We start from the raw sequence: 17,812 nt of genomic DNA on the forward strand, positions 1-17,812 counted from the left end.
CCGATTATCAAACTGAGGTGGAGGAGAACATCTTGACTGGCGCGATCTTTGGTCGGAGCTCGCCAGTCAAGACATGGGTCTTTCGACCCGATTGCACATCCAAAGGGAGGATACGCAAATGAAATTGACCAAAGTGAAAACCGCAATACTTGCAGCTTGCGCAGCTATGGCCCTCACATCTACCGCAGCAGCGGCCGATGTCAAGGCAACGATGATCATCTATCTCGATCCGAGCGTCCAGTTTTTCAATCCGGTTGTTAAAGGCGCGCAGGATGCCGCCGCGCAGTTCGGCGTCGATCTGGACGTCCAATATGCCAACAATGATCCGGTCCGCCAGAATGACCTGATTGAAAGCGCCACCGTTAGTGGTGTCGATGGCATCGCCGTAGCAATTTCCAGTTCCGACGCTTTTGATTCCAGCATATGTGCTGCCGTCAAGGCGGGCATCATTGTCATTGGCTTCAACAATGACGATCTTGAAGGCGGCAAGGGCAACTGCCGTCAGGCATATGTAGGAATGGACGAATTTGCTTCCGGATATGAGCTCGGCAATCGCATGATCGAGCAATTCGGTCTCAAGCAGGGTGATGTCATATTCAATCCGCGTGAAATTCCGGAAGCAAGCTTCGCGGTTGCCCGCGGCGGTGGTATTGAGAAGGCGATGAAAGAAAAAGGCATCACGGTTGAGACGGTTCGTTCAGGCCTTGATCCGGCAGAAGCACAAAACATCATTGCCCAGTTTCTGATCGCGAATCCCGGTGTCAAGGCGCTCTTTGGTACCGGCTCCGTCACTTCGACTGTCGGGGCGGGGGCTATCAAGGATGCAGGCGTGAATATTCCTTTTGGTGGTTTTGATCTCGCGGTGGAAATTGTCAACGCCGTGGAATCTGGTGCCATGTTCGCAACAATGGACCAGCAACCCTACTTGCAGGGTTATTATCCTATTGCCCAGATTGCACTTGCGAAGAAGTACGGTCTGACACCGACAGATGTCGATACGGGTCAAGGTGCCTTTCTCGATAAATCACGGATCAGTTCGGTCAAGCCGCTGATCGGCAGCTATCGCTAAGGCGTACGCATGGAAGACCTTTCGGCCGAGCCGAAAGGTCACCGCCATCCCCCTGCAATAGAGATAAGACAGTGACCATCACCATGACCGACAGTGCCGTGCCGAAATCGCGCACCCGAAAACAATCGCTGCTGAAGCAGATCATGACTATGCCTGCGGGCGCTATCCTGTTGGTTTTCATCACCCTTCAGATCGTCTGCATCATTGGCGCACTCGCCTATCCGGACGACTTTCGCTATCTATCGCCGCAGAATCTGACGATCCTTATGAAGGCTATACCTGTGCTGGGCTGTCTTGCGCTTGGCGCTGGTATCCTGATGATTGCAGGCGAATTCGATCTCTCAATCGGTTCTGTCTATACGTTCACGGCCATCTTGATGGCGACATTGATCGATGCCGGAGTGAGCGCATTCATTGCCGCACCTCTTGGCATTCTCACGGGCGTTTTGATCGGCCTTCTCAACGGGACGATCACGCTTCGCTTCGGCCTGCCGTCGTTCATCGTCACACTTGGAGGCTTGCTGTTCTGGCGGGGTGCCGTCCTGCTGTACAATGGCGCAGTTCAGGTGCGGTTTGATCCGGAGCCCATCTTCACCAGCCTTTTTGCCGGAACGATCCTTGGTGTGAATGCCGCTTTCATCTGGATAATACTATTTGTGGTGGGCTTCTACCTGCTCCTGCATCGCCACAAGTTTGGCAACCACGTTTTCGCTACCGGTGGCAATCGTGCCGCTGCGACAGCTATCGGCATCAACACCGATCGCGTTAAACTCATTGCCTTTGCCATAGCTGGCGGTATGGCGGCGGTGGCGGGAATCATAGCGACCGCGCGTGTCGGCAGTGTTCAGCCGGGACAGGGTGCAGGCCTCGAGCTACAGGCGATTGCAGCCTGCGTTATTGGCGGACTTTCCTTGAGCGGCGGACGCGGCTCGATCATCGGGATCTTTCTTGGTGTCATGCTGATCCACACCATCACGGATGTGCTTCTTCTTCTGAGAGCGCCAGGCTTCTATCTCGACATGTTCATAGCAACGCTCATCGTTGTCGCCGCTGCCTTCAATCATCTCATCGAACGTCGGGGGGCGGCATGATGTCCTCACCGCACTTGCTTGAACTGCATAACATCTCGAAGAGTTACGGCGCCCTGACTGCGCTCAGGGACCTGAGTTTCCATGTTGGCCACAGCGAGGTTGTCGGTCTCTTGGGCGATAACGGCGCAGGCAAATCGACGACGGTCAATCTTATTTCAGGGATACAGAAGCCGACCACTGGTCACCTCAGTATCGACGGTGAAAAGACCACATTTTCCTGCCGTTCCGACTCCGCCGATGCAGGTATTGAAACGATCTATCAGAACACTGCGCTCGTGGATTCTTTGTCAATCACGCGCAATATTTTTATGGGTCGTGAGCGCGTGAATGCATTTGGATTCCTGAAACAGACCGAGATGCGCGAAATTGCCATGGAGGTGCTGGAGAAGGCCGTCCACATTTCCGGGATCGATTCACCCGATAAACTGGTCGGTGACCTTTCCGGTGGTCAAAAGCAGGCAGTTGCCATCGCTCGCGCCGTATTCTTCAAGCGCCGCGTTCTGTTGCTCGACGAACCGACTTCGGCTTTGTCCGTGCGCGAAACGGAAGCGCTACTCGCACAGGTGCTGAAGCTCAAAGCAGAGAATGTGTCGAGCGTACTGGTGACCCATAATCTTTATCACGCTTACCAGGTCTGCGACCGTTTTGTCATCATGAGCCATGGGACCAAGGTGTTCGACATGAAGAAGGCAGACACTACAATTAGTCAGCTAACAGAATACGTCGTGCTTACTTGACGACATTCCAACATTAAGAGGCAAGTGCCGTGACAATTTCAGTAAATGTGCGCCAGATAGTTGGCCCTGAGGATGCCGCAAGGCGGAATACACAAGGGTTGCGCGACGGATTTCTCGTGGAAGGCCTTTTTTCCGAAGGCCGCATCAATCTTACTTACAGCCATCTCGATCGGATGATCGTCTGCGGTATCGTTCCAACGAGCAAAACCCTTGTGATTGATCACGTCAAGGAAACGGGCACCAGCCAGTTCCTGGAGCGACGAGAAGCAGCTATTGTCAACATTGGAGGCGGCGGTAAAGTCATCGTTGCAAATGCTGAATATCCGCTGGCATTTCGTGATGCGCTCTATGTCGGTATGGGGCAGGGTGCAATGTCTTTCCTGAGTGACGACCCAGACAATCCAGCCGAGTTTTATCTTTTAAGCTCACCCGCACATCGTAATTGTCCGACAGTCCTTATTACGCTTGATATGGCCAAAAAGGTGCGTATGGGCTCGGCCGAGGAAGCCAATGCCCGAACGATCAACCAGTATGTACACCCGGAGGTCTGTGAAAGCTGCCAGCTATTGGTGGGACTGACAATGTTCGAGGCTGGCTCTATGTGGAACACCATGCCGGCGCATCTGCATGATAGACGAATGGAGGTCTATCTCTATTTCGGGATGGCAGAAGCGACGCGTATCTTTCATTTTATGGGAGAGCCGCATGAAACCCGGCATCTTGTGCTCAAAAGCCATGATGCGGTTCTGTCCCCGGGCTGGTCAATCCATTCCGGCGCTGGCACTGGGCGATACTCTTTCATTTGGGCAATGGCTGGAGACAATATGAGCTTTGCCGACATGGATAAGGTGCCGATGGAAAGCTTGAGATGAACTCAACCAATTCCAGCCGTGCGCGGGCATTGTCAGTTTCGCCCGTTCGCGTGTTTGCAACATGGTCTTTCCTGTCAGTAGCAGAAGACCAGTATAAAAAGGAAGCGACAGGTGTCTGACTGCTGCTACACACTGCCTGATGATTTAAGCTGGACGGTAACAGCGCCCGGAAATCGCCGCGCCGTTCTTTCGCATCGCCCCGAGTTGATGCTTGTCGCCTTCAGCTTTGACAAGGGCGCGATTGGCGCACTTCATTCGCACCCCCATACGCAGGTTAGTTATGTGGCCAAAGGTGTGTTTGAAGTTACAATCGAGGGTGTCACTACTAAGCTGGCGTCTGGCAGCAGTTTTATCGTCGCCCCCAATCTCATTCACGGAGTAGTGGCACTTCAAGAAGGGTTGCTGATCGACACGTTCACGCCAAGACGCGACGAATTTCTGGAGGGGCCGGGATGAAGAGCCCTTTCGCACCCCTCGATCTAACGGTGGATTGTATCCACAGATCCAGTGCTACCAGGGGTACGGCGCGAAATCTCTCTTCCGCGATCGAGGCCGAATATTTGCTTACCGGCAATTGCTACGCCAGGGTGGTCTGCGAATCTGCCGAAGCAAAGTCGCTTCGCGCCCTGCTGTTGTCGAAGGCGCCGGGGCGCAGTTGCCATACATGATGTGGACGGTCAAGACGGATAATCAACCAAACGAAGGAATTGAGGAATCTCGACCTTCGCGTGCCATCCCTTATTGTCGGGCCAGATGGAAAGGTCCGCGAGAATCTGCAGTCGGGATTTTGACGTGATTTGGCAGGCCAACATTCGACCACCGGCACGAGACGTCCGTTCTACGTCTCCTGCGAAAAGTAACGAACCGCGGGTTCAATGAATTCGCTGTTTTCCCAAGTCGGATATTTGGCGCGGATCTCTTCTAACAGTCGTTGGTCGGGTCCATTGGCCGTCCTGACTAGTTGTCGAACGTCCTGAAAATATCCAGACACTTGCGAAATGATTTCTGGTCCTCCAAGGCTGCCGTGCCCCGGTACGACAAGGTTTGGCTCAAGCAGAAGGATATCTCTTAGCCCCAGTTCCCATCGCGCGATATCCATGTCATTTGCGGTGATCATGGGCGGAAACAGCGGTACGATTGGAAACATGCGCTCTTCAGCGAGGTCACCTGTGAAAACGATGCGTTCGCCAGGGACGAATACAATCTGGTCGCCGGGCGTATGTGCTCTACCCCATGTCCGGAATTCCACCTGTCGTCCGCCCAGGTCAAGCATGACACGTTGCTGATCATAGGTTTGATCAGGCGGCGTCAAAACAATGTTATCAAGCAGGTATTTGTGATCGGCAGGCAGGACGCTTGACCTGAAACCTTCCAGAAGCTTCTGGCCCGTTTGGGCGAAGTAGTCCTTCTGCAGAGCGTTGTAATAGATTCGGCCGGCGGACTTGAACACCTGCGCGCCAAAACCGTGCTCGGGATGGTCATGCGTGACGGTGAGCACGACCTGCCGGCCGGGCGCCAGCCGCCTGGCCAACGCCAATACATCTTCAGCACTCTCTATACCGAGGCCGCAGTCGATGACGAGTACAATATCTCGGCCAACAACAATGCCGATGTTGGGCACCAGCGGGATGCGTTTGTCGAGAAGAATAAAAACCCCAGATGCCACTTCGACGGGAAAACGCGCATCGACGATGGCGCCTTCAGTTCCTGGGCAATTGCAGTCTCACTGGACGCGGCTACAGCCAAGGCACCCAACCCGGCAAGCTTGAGCATCTGGCGGCGATAAATAGGGCGGCCGGAAGAAGTTTGGTTGCTAGTCATTACATCCACCTTTTGAGATTTACACACGATGCCACGAGCATTCACGCGGCAGCGTCGACCTTAGTCCGTTTTAAAGGTGGCGAGGCGCGCTTGATAATCTGTATGTGACCGCATCAACCGGCCCAATGTTCGCCATCGACTACGGAGTCCGAGTGATCAGCAGGCTCACGTTGGTGGCTATATGTTGTCGTGGTCGCACCTTCGTACATTAGTCCCATTTGCAACATCCTCGCGGGTGAAACGCTCGAGAATTCTCGGCTCCACGCGTTTGCGACGATCTCGATTTATTTGTTCGAGAAAGTTCGAGGGCCTAACTACATGTCCCAAGAAAGGTCGGTAGTCATTTGGCTTTCAAGCCTGCGGCCGCATTGGGTTCAGCAGCCGTAAAGAGCCGCGATACAATCTCTGAACCACCGCTGTGCAGGATGTACATCGTTGCGCCGATGCCAGGACAAGCTGAACTGGACAGGGTCCAGTTGGATTGGAGGCTGCAAGATGATCAATTGTTCTGCATATTGCGACGCATCGACCACGCCGCTCATGAGGGTCGCAATCAGATCCGAGCTCGCGACCAGCAGCGGCGCCGCATACATATGAGGCAAGGTGAGGGCAAGACGCCGCTTGAGGCCGCGTTGCGCAAGTTCCGCATCCACGCGTCCAAAACGATCATTTTCCGGTGAGACCAGGAGATGCGACAGTTCAAGGAACCTGTTGAGATCTAAAGGTGTTTCAGTTGCCGGATGATTTTTCCTAACGATGCACACGAACCGTTCCACAAAGAGCGGTCTTGTCAGGATGCGGCCTGAAGACGTCGGGGGGACCCCAATCGTTAAATCTACTTCGCCAGCATCGAGCATTGAAATCGCATCGTCGCGCGCGGTGAAGTTGCGAATTCGCAGCGTTATGCCGGATGCCTGCTCTCGTAAGGTCTGGAGAAGCCTCGGAAGAACGACGAAAGTCGGATGATCCGAAAGACCGAGGGAAAATGTTGCGGACGATGTCGATGCATCGAATGCCTGGGTGAACTCCAGCGTCCGCTGTATCTCCTGCAGGGCGTGAGACAAAGGCTCGGAGAGATCAAGAGCCCGAGGTGTCGGCTGAAGTCCGTTCGGTCCGCGCACGAAAAGCTCGTCATTCAACAGGCCGCGCAGTCGGGAGAGCGCTGCACTCATCGCCGGCTGAGTCCTGCCGATCCGCGTTCCGGCGCGGGTCACGCTGCGTTCTGCCATGAGCGCATCGAAGGCGACAAGTAGGTTGAGATCAATTCCGTGTAAATCCATAGTATGGATATAATCACATACCATCAATCGATTTCAAGCATACAATTGGACGCTATAATCTTTGGGGGTCGCTGCATTCCAAGATAGGAACCCTAATGACAAACAATGTTAATGAGCCAAAAGTTTCAGGTCCTACGCCTGAAGAACGACACGCGCTTGAAACGCTGTACGAAGCTTTTCATGGCAATCCCGATCTGTTGGACGAGGCTGTCGTCCCTGATTGGCAGGACATACCACTTTCGCCACATCAGCAACCTGGCCGCGATGGCATGAAGCCGCTGATCCGCGAGTTCAATGCCGCCTTCCCGGATTTGAAGATCACCCTTTTGGAAATGATCGGCACGCCGGGAAAAGCCGCTGTACGAGCGCTGATATCGGGCACGCATACTGGCTCCTGGTTCGGCATTGCTCCGACTGGCAAGTCGTTCCAGATGGCCATTCACGAATTCCACTATATCGCGGACGGAAAGGTGACGCACACCTGGCACCTTGAAGACTGGTTCGGCTGGCTGTTTCAGGTGGGCGCCTGGCCGGTGAATACCGGGGAGGCGGCGTGATGAAGGCCCTTCGAATTCGCGGATACAATGCGGCGCCTGTCATCGAAGATGTAGATATTCCCGAGATCGGACCGAGCGAGGTACTGGTTCGGGTCACCGCCGCCAGTCTCAACCCTCTCGACGTCAAGATGCAGCTTGGCTACATGGACGCGTTCTTTCCCGTGAGTTTTCCGTACATTCTAGGTACGGACCTTGCTGGAACCATCGAACGAACCGGATCTCGGGCGACCCACTGGCGCTCGGGTGACGAGGTCATCGCTCGGGTCGACCCGGGCAGCGGGGGCGCGCTTGCTGAATTCGTCATTGTACCGTCGGACTATCTTGTCAGGGCGCCGTCTTCTATTTCGCTGACTGATGCCGCTGGTCTTGCCACCGGTGCTGGCACCGCTTGGCAAGCATTGCATGAGATGGCAGACCTGCGACCGGGTCAGACCGTGCTTGTTCATGCTGGCGCCGGTGGCGTCGGCAGTTTCGCCATCCAACTCGCCCGTTCGGCAGGAGCCCGGGTTATTGCAACAGCATCAGGCGCAGGCCTCGATATGGTCCGACGGCTCGGCGCTGATCAAGTCATCGACTATCGCAATGAAAACTTTGCAGAAAAAGTGTCAGACGTCGACGTCGTCCTCGACCCGATTGGCGGCGAGACCCAGCAGGCATCCTACGGTGTCCTTCGAACAGGCGGCCGGCTGCTCGCAACCGCTTCGCCGCCGGACGGGGCTCTCGCAAAAGCGCATAACGTGACGGCAACCTTTGTCTTCCACTCCTCCGATGCTAGCCGCCTCGCCAAGATTGTCAAAAGGGTCGATGAGGGGGCGCTGAAAATCCTCGTGGACAGCCAGGTCCCATTGGCGGGTGCAGTCAAAGCATTCGAACACCAGGGATCGGGGCGCGCGAAAGGTAAGATCATCGTCTCGATATGACGGTCCGGTCGGCAGCATCAGTGTTGCCGGCCTCATCAACTTCGAAACTTTGGGTTTACAGCTGGCGAAATACCTCTTTTAGAATTGGTGCCAACGTTTGACGCGTTTGTCTGCTTGTTGCGCGCTCGGCGGTGGAACGCCGGAGATCGAATTCAGAAGATGATCGCGCCACGCGTACCAGCTCAACGACGGCGCAGCCGCCGTCGTGCTCGCGAGCGAGGCGTCGGTTCGCCAGCATAATTTGCGGCCGTTGGCGCGACCTGTCGCCTATGGTCACGCCGGTGTCGATCCCGCTTTCATGGGGATCGGGCCGGCTTGGGCATCGCGGATATTGACGTGAGCAAGTCCAGCGAGGCCCTATCGCACAGTGGTGCGCCGTCGCCCGCGAAATGCAGCTCGTTTCCGAACGAGTGAACCCAAACGGGAGCGGCATTTCACTCGGCCATCGACGCGACCGGTGTGCCGTTATAACGACCAGGTTGATGTACGAACTGCGGCATTCTGGCGGCCGTTAGGGCTGACGACGATGTGCATCGGTGGAGGGCAAGGAATCTATCTGGGAACGCATCTAAACGAGGCAAGCTTTTCGGCCCTGCTGTACGTTTGGTCCAGCGCAAACAGCACTGCTATACGTTTTGCGCTGGTTTTCTCGGCCCAGGCAGAGAATCGACGTAGGTCTATCGCTGCTGGAAATTTGGACAGGCAGTGTCTCACGCGTGCTCCGTGCTCAATAAGCGAACGGCAAAGTAACGCGATGGTGTGGTCCCAAGCGCCTTTTTGAACATGACGATGAAGGCCGTCGTGGATTCGTACCCCAAATCGCCGGCTACCCGCTGGACTGTCGCACCGCCGGCAAGTTCCCGCAGCGCGATGACGAGATGTAGCTGACGCCGCCACCGGCCGAAACTCAATCCCGTCTCTTGGACCATAAGCCTCTTTAACGTTCGCTCACTGACGGCAACATGCTCAGCCCACTGACCGAGGGTCCGCCGATCTTTCGGGTCTGCCAAAAGAGTTGCAGCGATCAAGGCGATCTTTGGATGGCCAGATACGGGTAGCTCCAGCCTCTCCCGCGGCATCAGCGCCAGTTCATCGAGCATCACCCGCACGAGGCGATCGACATGAGCGTCACGCCCGGCATTCTTCGATAATTCCGCTACCTGGAGTATCATCTCCCGAAGCATCGGCGATACCGCAAGCGTGCAGCATTCAGCCGGAAGCATGGCCGCACCCGGCTCGACAAACAGATATGTCAGACGCGCATTGGACGTGACCTGATTGCTATGGAGAACTCCACCGGGTATCCAAACTCCGGAGTTTGGCGGAACGATCCAGACCCCGCTTTCCGCTCTGCAAGTGACCGCACCATGCAACGCCAGGACCAGTTGACCCTGCCGGTGCTGGTGCTGATGCCCCTCGGCTTCATAGTCGGCGAAGTCCATCCTGATCGCCATTGCCGGCCCCTGCAGGTGGCTCAGATCGATGGCGGTACTGCAGGGTGGCTTATTCGAAGGTTGGCCCATTTTCGAGATCATATGGCATTATCTCCACTTCTGCTTGCGACGCAATCCTTTACGTTCACGGTTCAGCAACTCCAGGAGATTAGCCATGCGTATTGCCGTAGTTGGCGCGACCGGCAGGATCGGTGCCAAACTTACCGAAATCCTTTTAGCCAAAGGCCATTCAGTCAAAGCTCTCTCGAGAGGAGGGCCCGCCCTCGATGCACTCGTCGCGAAAGGAGCAGAGCCATATATTGGCAGCTTCGACACGGGTGCTGGTGAGCTTAACACATTTTTCGGAGACGCTGACGCTGCGTTCCTAATGGTCAAAACCATTTGGGGGTCGGAGGACTTCCATGGGCACTATCCTACGGTAGCGCTTCGCTTTTTCGACGCACTTCGGGATTCCCCTGTGAAATTTGCCGTGAGCCTGACCGGAATGGGATCCGATGTAAGCGGAAACACCGGCCATTTCCAGCCCTTCTATGTCCTGGATCAGATACTCAACCGACTACGAGACATCAATTTGGTGCATCTGCAGGGTGGCTGGTTCATGGAGAACCTGTTCGGGTGGATCGACTCGATCGCGCAGCACGATAGGATCGGTTGGTCGCTTGACCCCAACGTCAAAACTCCTTGGGTTGCCATTCAGGACATCGCGGATCTCGCAGCGAAAGAGTTCGACACGCCGACTGACCAGCACCGATCCGTAAAGCAACTGGGCATCGATTACACGATGACCGAGATCGCCGCGATTATCGGCCGGGCACTCGGTAAAGACGTGGACTATCGTTTCATCGATAGGAGCGATCGCGAGGTCGAGAAGATATTCCGGGAGAGATTCGGAACTCTCGGACGGTGGGTCTACGATAACGACACCTTGGCTGCTCTTAACGATGGGCGTATAACGTTTTACGAGGATCGTCCTGCGCTGCGCACGACAATTGAAGAATTCGTGAGGGACACCCTCAGGCCGCTGATCGAGAAGGCGCGGACGGATGGCGTCAAACCAGAAACCTTCCTAACGTGGAGCTCAAAAGGATAATTGCTAAGTTAGCGTAATCTACGTCAGAACCTCATATGGCAGCCACAAGCAACCCAATCTCCGAGCCCGGCTCGATCCATCCGCGCTTCGTGACCGCCGATCCCTGAAAGGTCATTGCTGCCGTCAGACGTGGGCACGAAGCGTTAGATGCGATCCACATGACATCGGCGCAGAGTATTCCGTGCTTTGCGTTTCGATGGCAACGCCACCGTTTCGCGTCACACGGTAGCTGCCCTTCGGGGGCGACCGGCTTCTGACCACGAGCGAGCGTGACCGCGCTGTGACTGAAAGTCCCGAAAGCGTCACCTGCATCGGATAGCCGGAATCGACGGATAAGGTGCCAGATTTTCCGGATGCGTTGCGAGCGAGGGAGTTAACAGGTCCAGCATCTCGTCCGCGACATCTTCGATCTAAAATCACTGCGTCCGGAGTTGGCCACCATACATGCTTGAACGGTTTATATCCCGTTTTACGCAAGCGATGCATTGACGATTTGAAAGTTTGGCACAGTTATGAGAGCGCCCGGCGTCGATCCGGTGACAGCAACCCACGTGCGTCTGTCTGTCGCGATCCGGCTGAAACGGCTCAGTTTCAGAGCTGTAGCTGGCACCTGATTAAGTAAACTGCAAGCGCCTCTTCGCACTGAATGATTGTGCTTTGGACAATCGAAGCGCGCTCGCTAAATGAAAGCTGGCGATTAACCGTTACTTGGAACATGTGGTGTTGGTAGAGCTTCTACTGAATTCACATCACAGGTCGCTCGAACTCTACAAGTCCCCGTTGGAGTCATCGAAGGCTTGACGCGATCGTTCGATCGCTTGCCAATTTTCCCTAATCCATCCGGTGAAACCTTCAAGCGCTGGTAGCATCGTCTTCCCCATCAGCGTCAATTCGTACTCGACTCGTGGCGGGACCTCGCAAAAATAGTGTCGCAGAACCAGGCCGTCCCGTTGAAGATTTCGAAGGGTAACCGTCAGCATGCGCTGCGAGATCTCCGGAATCCCATTCTTGATTTCCGAAAACCGGAGCGGCGTTGTGGGTGTCATCGCGAGTATGGACATTATCAGGATGGTCCACTTGTCCCCAAGCCTCGCTAACACGCCGTGCGGCGCGCAGGGCACGAGGATAGGACCTTTGGCGGTGTTTTTATATGGTCGACCGTGGATGATCTTTTCCAATAGTTATCTCCGTGTGACCGACGAACATAAATGTGCCGTCTTGTGCACTGGTTATATCAGTGCCATTTCGTAAGTATCAATAGTTACGAAAAGGAACTTTAAATGAATCAGAACAAGACCGTCCTTGTGTTCGGTTCCACGGGGCAGCAAGGTGGAGCGGTCGCAAAGGCGCTGAGAACCAATGGATGGTCGGTAAGGGCATTTGTCCGCCAGCTCGGTGGAGCAAAGGCAAAGGCGCTTGAAGCCATCGGTGTTGGACTGCATCAAGGTACTTTCTCCGACTTTTCCTCGATCGAGAAAGCGATGTCCGGCGCCTACGGCGTCTTCAGCGTGCAACCGAGTTCGGGGCAAGGGGCCCATGGTATTTCGGACGAACAGGAACTTCGGTATGGGAAGGCCATCGCCGACATTGCCACAGCGCAAGGCGTTCAGCATCTCGTCTACACATCCGTTGCCGCCGCCGGGAAAGGCAAAACTGGCCTGGGACACTTTGACAGCAAGACGCAAATTGAAGACCACATCCGGAGGCTTGGCATCAACAGTACGATCGTGCGGCCGGTCACATTCATGGAAATGCTCTTGCTTCCAGGGATGGGCCTTGAGCAGGGGACGTTCAGATTCTTCATGCGACCGGACCAGAAAATGCAGTTCATCGCCGTCGATGACATCGGGAAGATCGTCGCGTCGGTTTTTGCATATCCCGAGCGGTTCTCTGGCCGAACCATTGAAATTGCGGGAGATGAGATCACCGGCAACGGACTACAGGAAGCATTCAGCCGCGCCGGGCGAAAAACGATCACTTACCAACGTTTCCCTGACAGTCTTCTCCAACAAAACGCATTGCTTGGCTGCCTTGCGGAGCTCGTTGACGATGGTAGATGCGCGGGCGCGGCAGATATCAATGCTTTGCGGAGCGAGTTTGGCTGCCTGATGACTGTTGAGCAATGGCTTGCTGGCGCGGGTAAGCCGCTTCTTCGCGCAGCCCTACGGGCGCCAGCTGCAGCGGTGGCTCTTCGCTGAATTCAAGGCCGTGAGCATGCAAGCTCTTCCATATCGCCGTCCGTCGTGATCGCCGCCGAAGACCTTTCTGGTTGCGCTCGTTATATCGGACGCATCGTCATCGGGGCGCGGGATGAGTTTTTCGATTCGACAAGACATCGTTTATACCATGGTTTTGCTCGGCGCCGCGCCTCTCGAACATCCGTCCAACGGCGGCAATTTGCCGACGGGCGGATTGCCGTCGCACTCAATTCACCGCCGGAATACGCGTTTCATTCGCCGGGCCCGTCGACGCACTACAACAAAAGGGAGCTCGGGCTCTCCCAAAGCCCGTTTTGGCAATCTGCCTAACCCTCCGCCATCGAACTTCGGGAAAATAGGGCGCTACACGATATCCAAGATCAGTGAACTTGAACTAAACTTTACAACCGAGAGTTAGTTTCCCGATCTTGCGGGCAGGTGTATGACGCGGCTCTTTTCCGAGCCTTCTTTTGTTTCCGGCTGGAAACAGTGTTCTGAGCGTCCATAATGGCTTCTGAGAGACGCGACCGACATTGATTTAGTATCGGCTCTGGCCCCTGTTATGATGATGCAAAAACTTGATGAAGCGAAGGGCGTTATCGTCGAAGGATGAAGGCGTAAAGCTTCTTCCATGGCTCCCTCCAGCTTTACTCACTTGCGCATCCTGAACTGATGATGGGGATCCGCGTCACGTTTGAAGGCGCTGGCGTGCCAGGCGATCAGCAGCGAAGCCAGTCGGTATTCCATCAGTTTTGGCCAATGCCAAGACGTTGTGCGTCGTCTCATGAATCGTCGCTACCCGAGCTAGCGCCTCTGGAAGATTGAACCTCGCCCCTTTAGGCGCCACCGACAATACGCCACCGGCGTTCACTATATAGTCCGGGCAATAGGTGATACCATAGCCGCTAAGGAGTTGATCCTGCGAAGCGTCACTCAGCTGATTGTTCGCGGCACCGGCGACTACTCTGGCGCGAATTTCTGGAATGGTCTTCTGATTAAGCGTTGCTCCGAGCGCGCACGGCGAATAAACGTCGGCATCGGACCGATGGATTTGTCCTGCAGCAACCGCCTTTGCGCCGTACTTTTGCTGGGTAACTTGCATTTTCTCGTCGTCGATATCATAGACGATCAAATCAGCACCTGCGTTCTGAAGTAGTTCGCAAAGTGCCATCCCCACCTTGCCCAATCCTTCCACCGCCACTGTGCAGCCACACATGTCCGAGATGCCGCGGAACTCCAGTCCGGCCCGAATTCCATGGAATACACCCCATGCCGTACACAGTGCTCCGTCGCCTGTCTCTTCCAATGGAAGGTTGCGAATGAACCGGGTCACAGTGCTCATCGAGCGAACATCAGCTGTGGAAATGCCCGCGTCTTCAGCGGTGGTGTAGAGGCCGCCTAGCCGCTCGATAAAGCCCGCGAACGCGACGAGACGTTCCGCACGAGTCCCAGTGTCGCAGTCATCTATGATAACAGCCTTAGCTCCGCCGTGGCTAAGTCCGCTCGCAGCATATTTATAGCTCATTCCCCGCGAGAGTCGAAGGACGTCGCTTAAGGCTTCCGCGTCGTTCTCATAGGCTCTCATCCGACATCCACCCATACCGGGACCGAGACTCGTGTTGTGGACAGCGATAAATGCGCGAAGACGTGTGGCTTTATCTGTGCAAAACACAACCATCTCATGATCATCGAAATCCGGGTGTGCTGCGATGTCCATACTTGCTCCTTTGCAGTACAAAATTTGATAATGTGGGATCTTAACGTAATATTATTCGGTAGATCTCGAGGGAGCAAGGAATTGGGTAAAGATACGAAAAACGTTCGGCGAAAGCGGCAACCTGAGGACGGATTGGACGCAATGGACCGAAAATTGTTAGGTCTTCTGGCTCAAAACGCGGAGTTAAGCTACGCGGAGCTGGGCGATGAGATTCATTTATCGCCGCCCGCCGTTCATGAGCGGGTGAAACGCCTCAAAAGAGATGGTTTTATCCGTGCAACAGTTGCCTTGCTTGACGGACCGAAAATCGGCAGGAATCTTCTCGCTTTCGTGCATCTGGAGACCAGCAACTGGGATACAACACGCAAAGTACTGGAAATGAGAACTTTCAGCGAGATCGAAGAAATCCATACCGTCGCGGGCGACACAGCAATGATTCTGAAGGTAAGAACGGAAAGCCCCTCGACACTTGAAAACCTTCTTGGGATGTTCCACCGCCTTGAAGGGTTTAAAAGCGTTAAAACCTACGTGGCTCTGGGTACCTATCTGGAGCGTGGTCCGCTGATGACCGATCGCGACTGCTAAGTGACTTTCGTTCTTCGTTTATCGCGACGTCCAGCTTGCGCATAAGGCGCACAGGTTCATTGACGTCACGCTCCTCCTGTGGAGAACGGACCCATGCAGATCCATCTGCAGCGGGCCGTTGGCGCTTACCGGCTCTGACCAGGGCTCGGGCAATTTCCGATGATATCATACACGAGCTCCCGGGCGACGAGGACATTTGCCGTTCTTTGAGGACGGCGTTGGCCGTCGCATTGCTGTATTTCCAATGATGTTTGATACCGGCTCCGCTGGCGATGGTGCCTCCAATAAACACCTTTATTGCTTTTGTGATATCGCACGGACCACACCAAAGATTTCATGGCCGTGACGGTGAATTGAAATTATCGATAGCAGCTATGCCATCCATCGATTTGATCGTTTCATGTACTGATCGTAGAGTTTCAGCATATCGGCCCACTCGGTAAGGGCCTCTGCAATAATTCCAAGAGGATCCAGTTCGATGAGCGATCATGTGAAAGAATATCGCGTTGGCGATAGCACGATTGTGAAAATAACAGAGCAGCTGCTGCGAAACGTTGCTCCTGCTTTTCTCTATCCAACAGCCGCGCCAGGTCAATTTGACGACATCGCGGCGTTTCTGGACGCTGCGGATCTAGAAGACTCCGGATCCGAAGTTCCGCTGAGCATTCACACCTGGCTTATTAGGACTCCCGAACACGTCATTCTTGTAGACACAGGTTCCGGCAATGACAAGGAACGGCCACTCAATCCGATGTTCCATCGCCAGTCCATAGAATACATCGATCGCCTACAGGCGGCGGGCATCGCGCCGGAGGACGTTGACTATGTTTTCAATACACACCTCCATGTCGATCACGCAGGCTGGAACACCGTTTGGCGCAATGGCAGGTGGGTACCTACTTTTCCGAACGCGCTATACGTGTTTCCGTTGGCCGAAGAGCAGTACTATTCTAGTACGGCGAGCCATAACGAGGCCAATATTCCTAGCCGTGGCGTCTATGAAGACAGTGTGCTGCCAGTCATCGAAGCGGGATTAGTCGACCGGATTGCGCCGGAGGGCGGTAAGTTCCTGGATATTTTTGAGTTTATCCCCACGACCGGTCACAGCATCGGCCACATGTCGATTAAAATGTCATCAAACGGCGAAGTAGCTATCTTTGCCGGTGACGTCATGCACCATCCGGCCCAGGTTTTGCGGCCGGAATGGAACACTGTGTTCTGCGAATTTCCCGATGACGCAAGGAAAGCGCGGAGACGTGTCCTCGAATATGTTGCCGACAACAACGTCCTTTATTTTGCAACCCATTTTCCAGGTAGCTCTGCCGGCCGCGTGCAACGCAACGGTGAAGCCTTCCAGTGGACCTACGAATAAGCGGAGAAAGACATGAGTTCTACCTCAATCAATAACAGCGTAATTGTTTTCAGCGAACATCGCATCCCCAGCGATACTCCTGGAATAGATCTGTACCTACGCAATAAGCGCCTTCATGGCCATGAGGTTTTCACGGCCGAGAAAACAATCGTGATGGTGCACGGCGCAACTTTCTCGTCAGGAAGCCTATACGACGTTCCGCTGGGTGGGCTCTCATTCATGGACTATCTTGCCACTGCCGGATATGATGTTTTCGCCGTTGACGTAAGGGGCTACGGTTTGTCCACGAAACCGGAAGCAATGGAAGTGGAGGCTAATCTGAACCCTCCTCTCGTCAATACTGACACGGGCGTGGCCGACTTTACTGCGGCTGTGAACTTCGTTCTCAGACACCGCGGGTTGACCAAGGTGAATATATTCGGAATGTCATGGGGCGGAACAGTCGCTGGCGCTTTCGCTGCCCGCAACCAAGACAAGGTCGTTAAGTTAGCGTTATTGGCTCCGCAATGGCTCAGCGATAAACCGATACCAATTGATGGTGGCGGCCATCTGGATTCCTACCGACTTGTTCCGGTCTTGGACAGCAAGGCGCGCTGGCTGAGCACGGCACCGGAGCACGCTCGGGACGGCTTGGTGCCGGAAGGCTGGTTTGAGCAGTGGGCACAGTTCTCGCTCGCCGAAGATCGGTGGAGCGCGGAAAGGGCACCCAATAAACTTCGTGCGACAAACGGACCAATTCAGGATATCCGCGACTACTGGCGAGCGGGAAAACCGTACTATCAACCTTCGGACATTACAGCTCCGACATTGCTCTTGCATGGCGAGTGGGATATCGATGTTACGATTGATCTCGCACTCGCCTACTTCAAAGAACTTCGTTCAGCGCAATACCGCCTGTGGGTCGAAATCGGTGAATCCACCCATCTCGTGCTGATGGAAAAGAACCGGCTCTTGGCCTTCAAATCAATCCGCGATTTCTACGGTCAAGAATTTTCGCCCGGATAAAATGCCAACAGCCGCCAACCATCCGGCACGTGGATGCAGCCCCA

General features: G+C 54.8%; 18 protein-coding genes. 13 read left to right on the plus strand and 5 right to left on the minus strand.

Annotated elements, in window-relative coordinates; all coding sequences use genetic code 11:
* Positions 1 to 118: 118 nt before the first annotated feature.
* The 6 genes from V9K92_RS02505 (at position 119) to V9K92_RS02530 (ending at position 4,225) form a co-directional block, all read left to right on the plus strand.
* Positions 119 to 1,069, plus strand: coding sequence for a sugar ABC transporter substrate-binding protein (locus V9K92_RS02505; RefSeq protein WP_337353167.1), 951 nt, complete (start codon positions 119 to 121; stop codon positions 1,067 to 1,069).
* Between the two features lie 83 nt (positions 1,070 to 1,152).
* Complete coding sequence (locus V9K92_RS02510; RefSeq protein ID WP_443094439.1) at positions 1,153 to 2,160, plus strand: ABC transporter permease; 1,008 nt, start codon at positions 1,153 to 1,155, stop codon at positions 2,158 to 2,160.
* Positions 2,160 to 2,897 carry an ATP-binding cassette domain-containing protein gene (locus tag V9K92_RS02515; protein WP_337353491.1) on the plus strand — a complete coding sequence of 246 codons (738 nt, stop codon included), beginning with the start codon at positions 2,160 to 2,162 and terminating at the stop codon, positions 2,895 to 2,897. The genes V9K92_RS02510 and V9K92_RS02515 overlap by 1 nt, the downstream gene beginning before the upstream one ends.
* Positions 2,898 to 2,926: 29 nt before the next feature.
* Complete coding sequence (kduI, locus tag V9K92_RS02520) at positions 2,927 to 3,769, plus strand: 5-dehydro-4-deoxy-D-glucuronate isomerase (RefSeq protein ID WP_337353169.1); 843 nt, start codon at positions 2,927 to 2,929, stop codon at positions 3,767 to 3,769.
* Positions 3,766 to 3,888, plus strand: coding sequence for a hypothetical protein (locus V9K92_RS02525; RefSeq protein ID WP_337353170.1), 123 nt, complete (start codon positions 3,766 to 3,768; stop codon positions 3,886 to 3,888). Before kduI ends, V9K92_RS02525 begins: the two co-directional genes overlap by 4 nt.
* Entirely contained in the window at positions 3,881 to 4,225 is a 345-nt protein-coding gene (locus tag V9K92_RS02530; RefSeq protein ID WP_307278794.1) for a cupin domain-containing protein, read from the plus strand. Before V9K92_RS02525 ends, V9K92_RS02530 begins: the two co-directional genes overlap by 8 nt.
* A 382-nt stretch (positions 4,226 to 4,607) precedes the next feature.
* Here the strand turns inward: V9K92_RS02530 and V9K92_RS02535 are convergent, their stop codons facing one another.
* Both V9K92_RS02535 and V9K92_RS02540 read right to left on the minus strand, forming a co-directional pair.
* Complete coding sequence (locus V9K92_RS02535; RefSeq protein ID WP_337353171.1) at positions 4,608 to 5,435, minus strand: MBL fold metallo-hydrolase; 828 nt, start codon at positions 5,433 to 5,435, stop codon at positions 4,608 to 4,610.
* 529 nt (positions 5,436 to 5,964) lie between these two features.
* Positions 5,965 to 6,870 carry a LysR family transcriptional regulator gene (locus V9K92_RS02540; protein ID WP_337353172.1) on the minus strand — a complete coding sequence of 302 codons (906 nt, stop codon included), beginning with the start codon at positions 6,868 to 6,870 and terminating at the stop codon, positions 5,965 to 5,967.
* Between the two features lie 95 nt (positions 6,871 to 6,965).
* Here V9K92_RS02540 and V9K92_RS02545 point away from each other — a divergent pair, with 95 nt between their 5' ends.
* Positions 6,966 to 7,427: an ester cyclase gene (locus V9K92_RS02545; RefSeq protein WP_337353173.1), complete on the plus strand. Its 462-nt coding sequence runs from the start codon at positions 6,966 to 6,968 to the stop codon at positions 7,425 to 7,427.
* The gene (locus V9K92_RS02550) at positions 7,427 to 8,347 is read left to right on the plus strand and encodes an NADP-dependent oxidoreductase (RefSeq protein ID WP_337353174.1); all 921 of its coding nucleotides are present in this window, start codon (positions 7,427 to 7,429) and stop codon (positions 8,345 to 8,347) included. Before V9K92_RS02545 ends, V9K92_RS02550 begins: the two co-directional genes overlap by 1 nt.
* A gap of 710 nt (positions 8,348 to 9,057) precedes the next feature.
* On the opposite strand, the gene V9K92_RS02555 is transcribed toward V9K92_RS02550, so the two are convergent.
* A complete protein-coding gene (locus V9K92_RS02555; RefSeq protein ID WP_337353175.1) occupies positions 9,058 to 9,882 on the minus strand; it encodes an AraC family transcriptional regulator in 825 nt (274 codons plus the stop codon).
* 73 nt (positions 9,883 to 9,955) lie between these two features.
* Here V9K92_RS02555 and V9K92_RS02560 point away from each other — a divergent pair, with 73 nt between their 5' ends.
* Entirely contained in the window at positions 9,956 to 10,891 is a 936-nt protein-coding gene (locus V9K92_RS02560; RefSeq protein WP_337353176.1) for an NmrA family NAD(P)-binding protein, read from the plus strand.
* 767 nt (positions 10,892 to 11,658) lie between these two features.
* Here V9K92_RS02560 and V9K92_RS02565 read toward each other — a convergent pair.
* Entirely contained in the window at positions 11,659 to 12,069 is a 411-nt protein-coding gene (locus V9K92_RS02565) for a winged helix-turn-helix transcriptional regulator (RefSeq protein WP_307278812.1), read from the minus strand.
* 102 nt (positions 12,070 to 12,171) lie between these two features.
* Here V9K92_RS02565 and V9K92_RS02570 point away from each other — a divergent pair, with 102 nt between their 5' ends.
* Positions 12,172 to 13,089: an NmrA/HSCARG family protein gene (locus tag V9K92_RS02570; RefSeq protein WP_337353177.1), complete on the plus strand. Its 918-nt coding sequence runs from the start codon at positions 12,172 to 12,174 to the stop codon at positions 13,087 to 13,089.
* Between the two features lie 688 nt (positions 13,090 to 13,777).
* Here V9K92_RS02570 and V9K92_RS02575 read toward each other — a convergent pair.
* Complete coding sequence (locus V9K92_RS02575) at positions 13,778 to 14,806, minus strand: Leu/Phe/Val dehydrogenase (protein WP_337353178.1); 1,029 nt, start codon at positions 14,804 to 14,806, stop codon at positions 13,778 to 13,780.
* Positions 14,807 to 14,947: 141 nt separating this feature from the next.
* Here V9K92_RS02575 and V9K92_RS02580 point away from each other — a divergent pair, with 141 nt between their 5' ends.
* From V9K92_RS02580 to V9K92_RS02590, 3 genes are all read left to right on the plus strand, one after another.
* The gene (locus V9K92_RS02580) at positions 14,948 to 15,391 is read left to right on the plus strand and encodes an Lrp/AsnC family transcriptional regulator (RefSeq protein ID WP_337353492.1); all 444 of its coding nucleotides are present in this window, start codon (positions 14,948 to 14,950) and stop codon (positions 15,389 to 15,391) included.
* Positions 15,392 to 15,869: 478 nt separating this feature from the next.
* Positions 15,870 to 16,763, plus strand: coding sequence for an MBL fold metallo-hydrolase (locus V9K92_RS02585; RefSeq protein ID WP_337353179.1), 894 nt, complete (start codon positions 15,870 to 15,872; stop codon positions 16,761 to 16,763).
* Between the two features lie 12 nt (positions 16,764 to 16,775).
* A complete protein-coding gene (locus V9K92_RS02590; protein ID WP_337353180.1) occupies positions 16,776 to 17,768 on the plus strand; it encodes an alpha/beta hydrolase in 993 nt (330 codons plus the stop codon).
* The last annotated feature ends 44 nt before the right edge of the window (positions 17,769 to 17,812 follow it).

Origin of the sequence: Phyllobacterium sp. CCNWLW109 (assembly GCF_037203905.1) — a bacterium.
In the GTDB taxonomy this organism is placed as follows: domain Bacteria; phylum Pseudomonadota; class Alphaproteobacteria; order Rhizobiales; family Rhizobiaceae; genus Phyllobacterium; species Phyllobacterium ifriqiyense.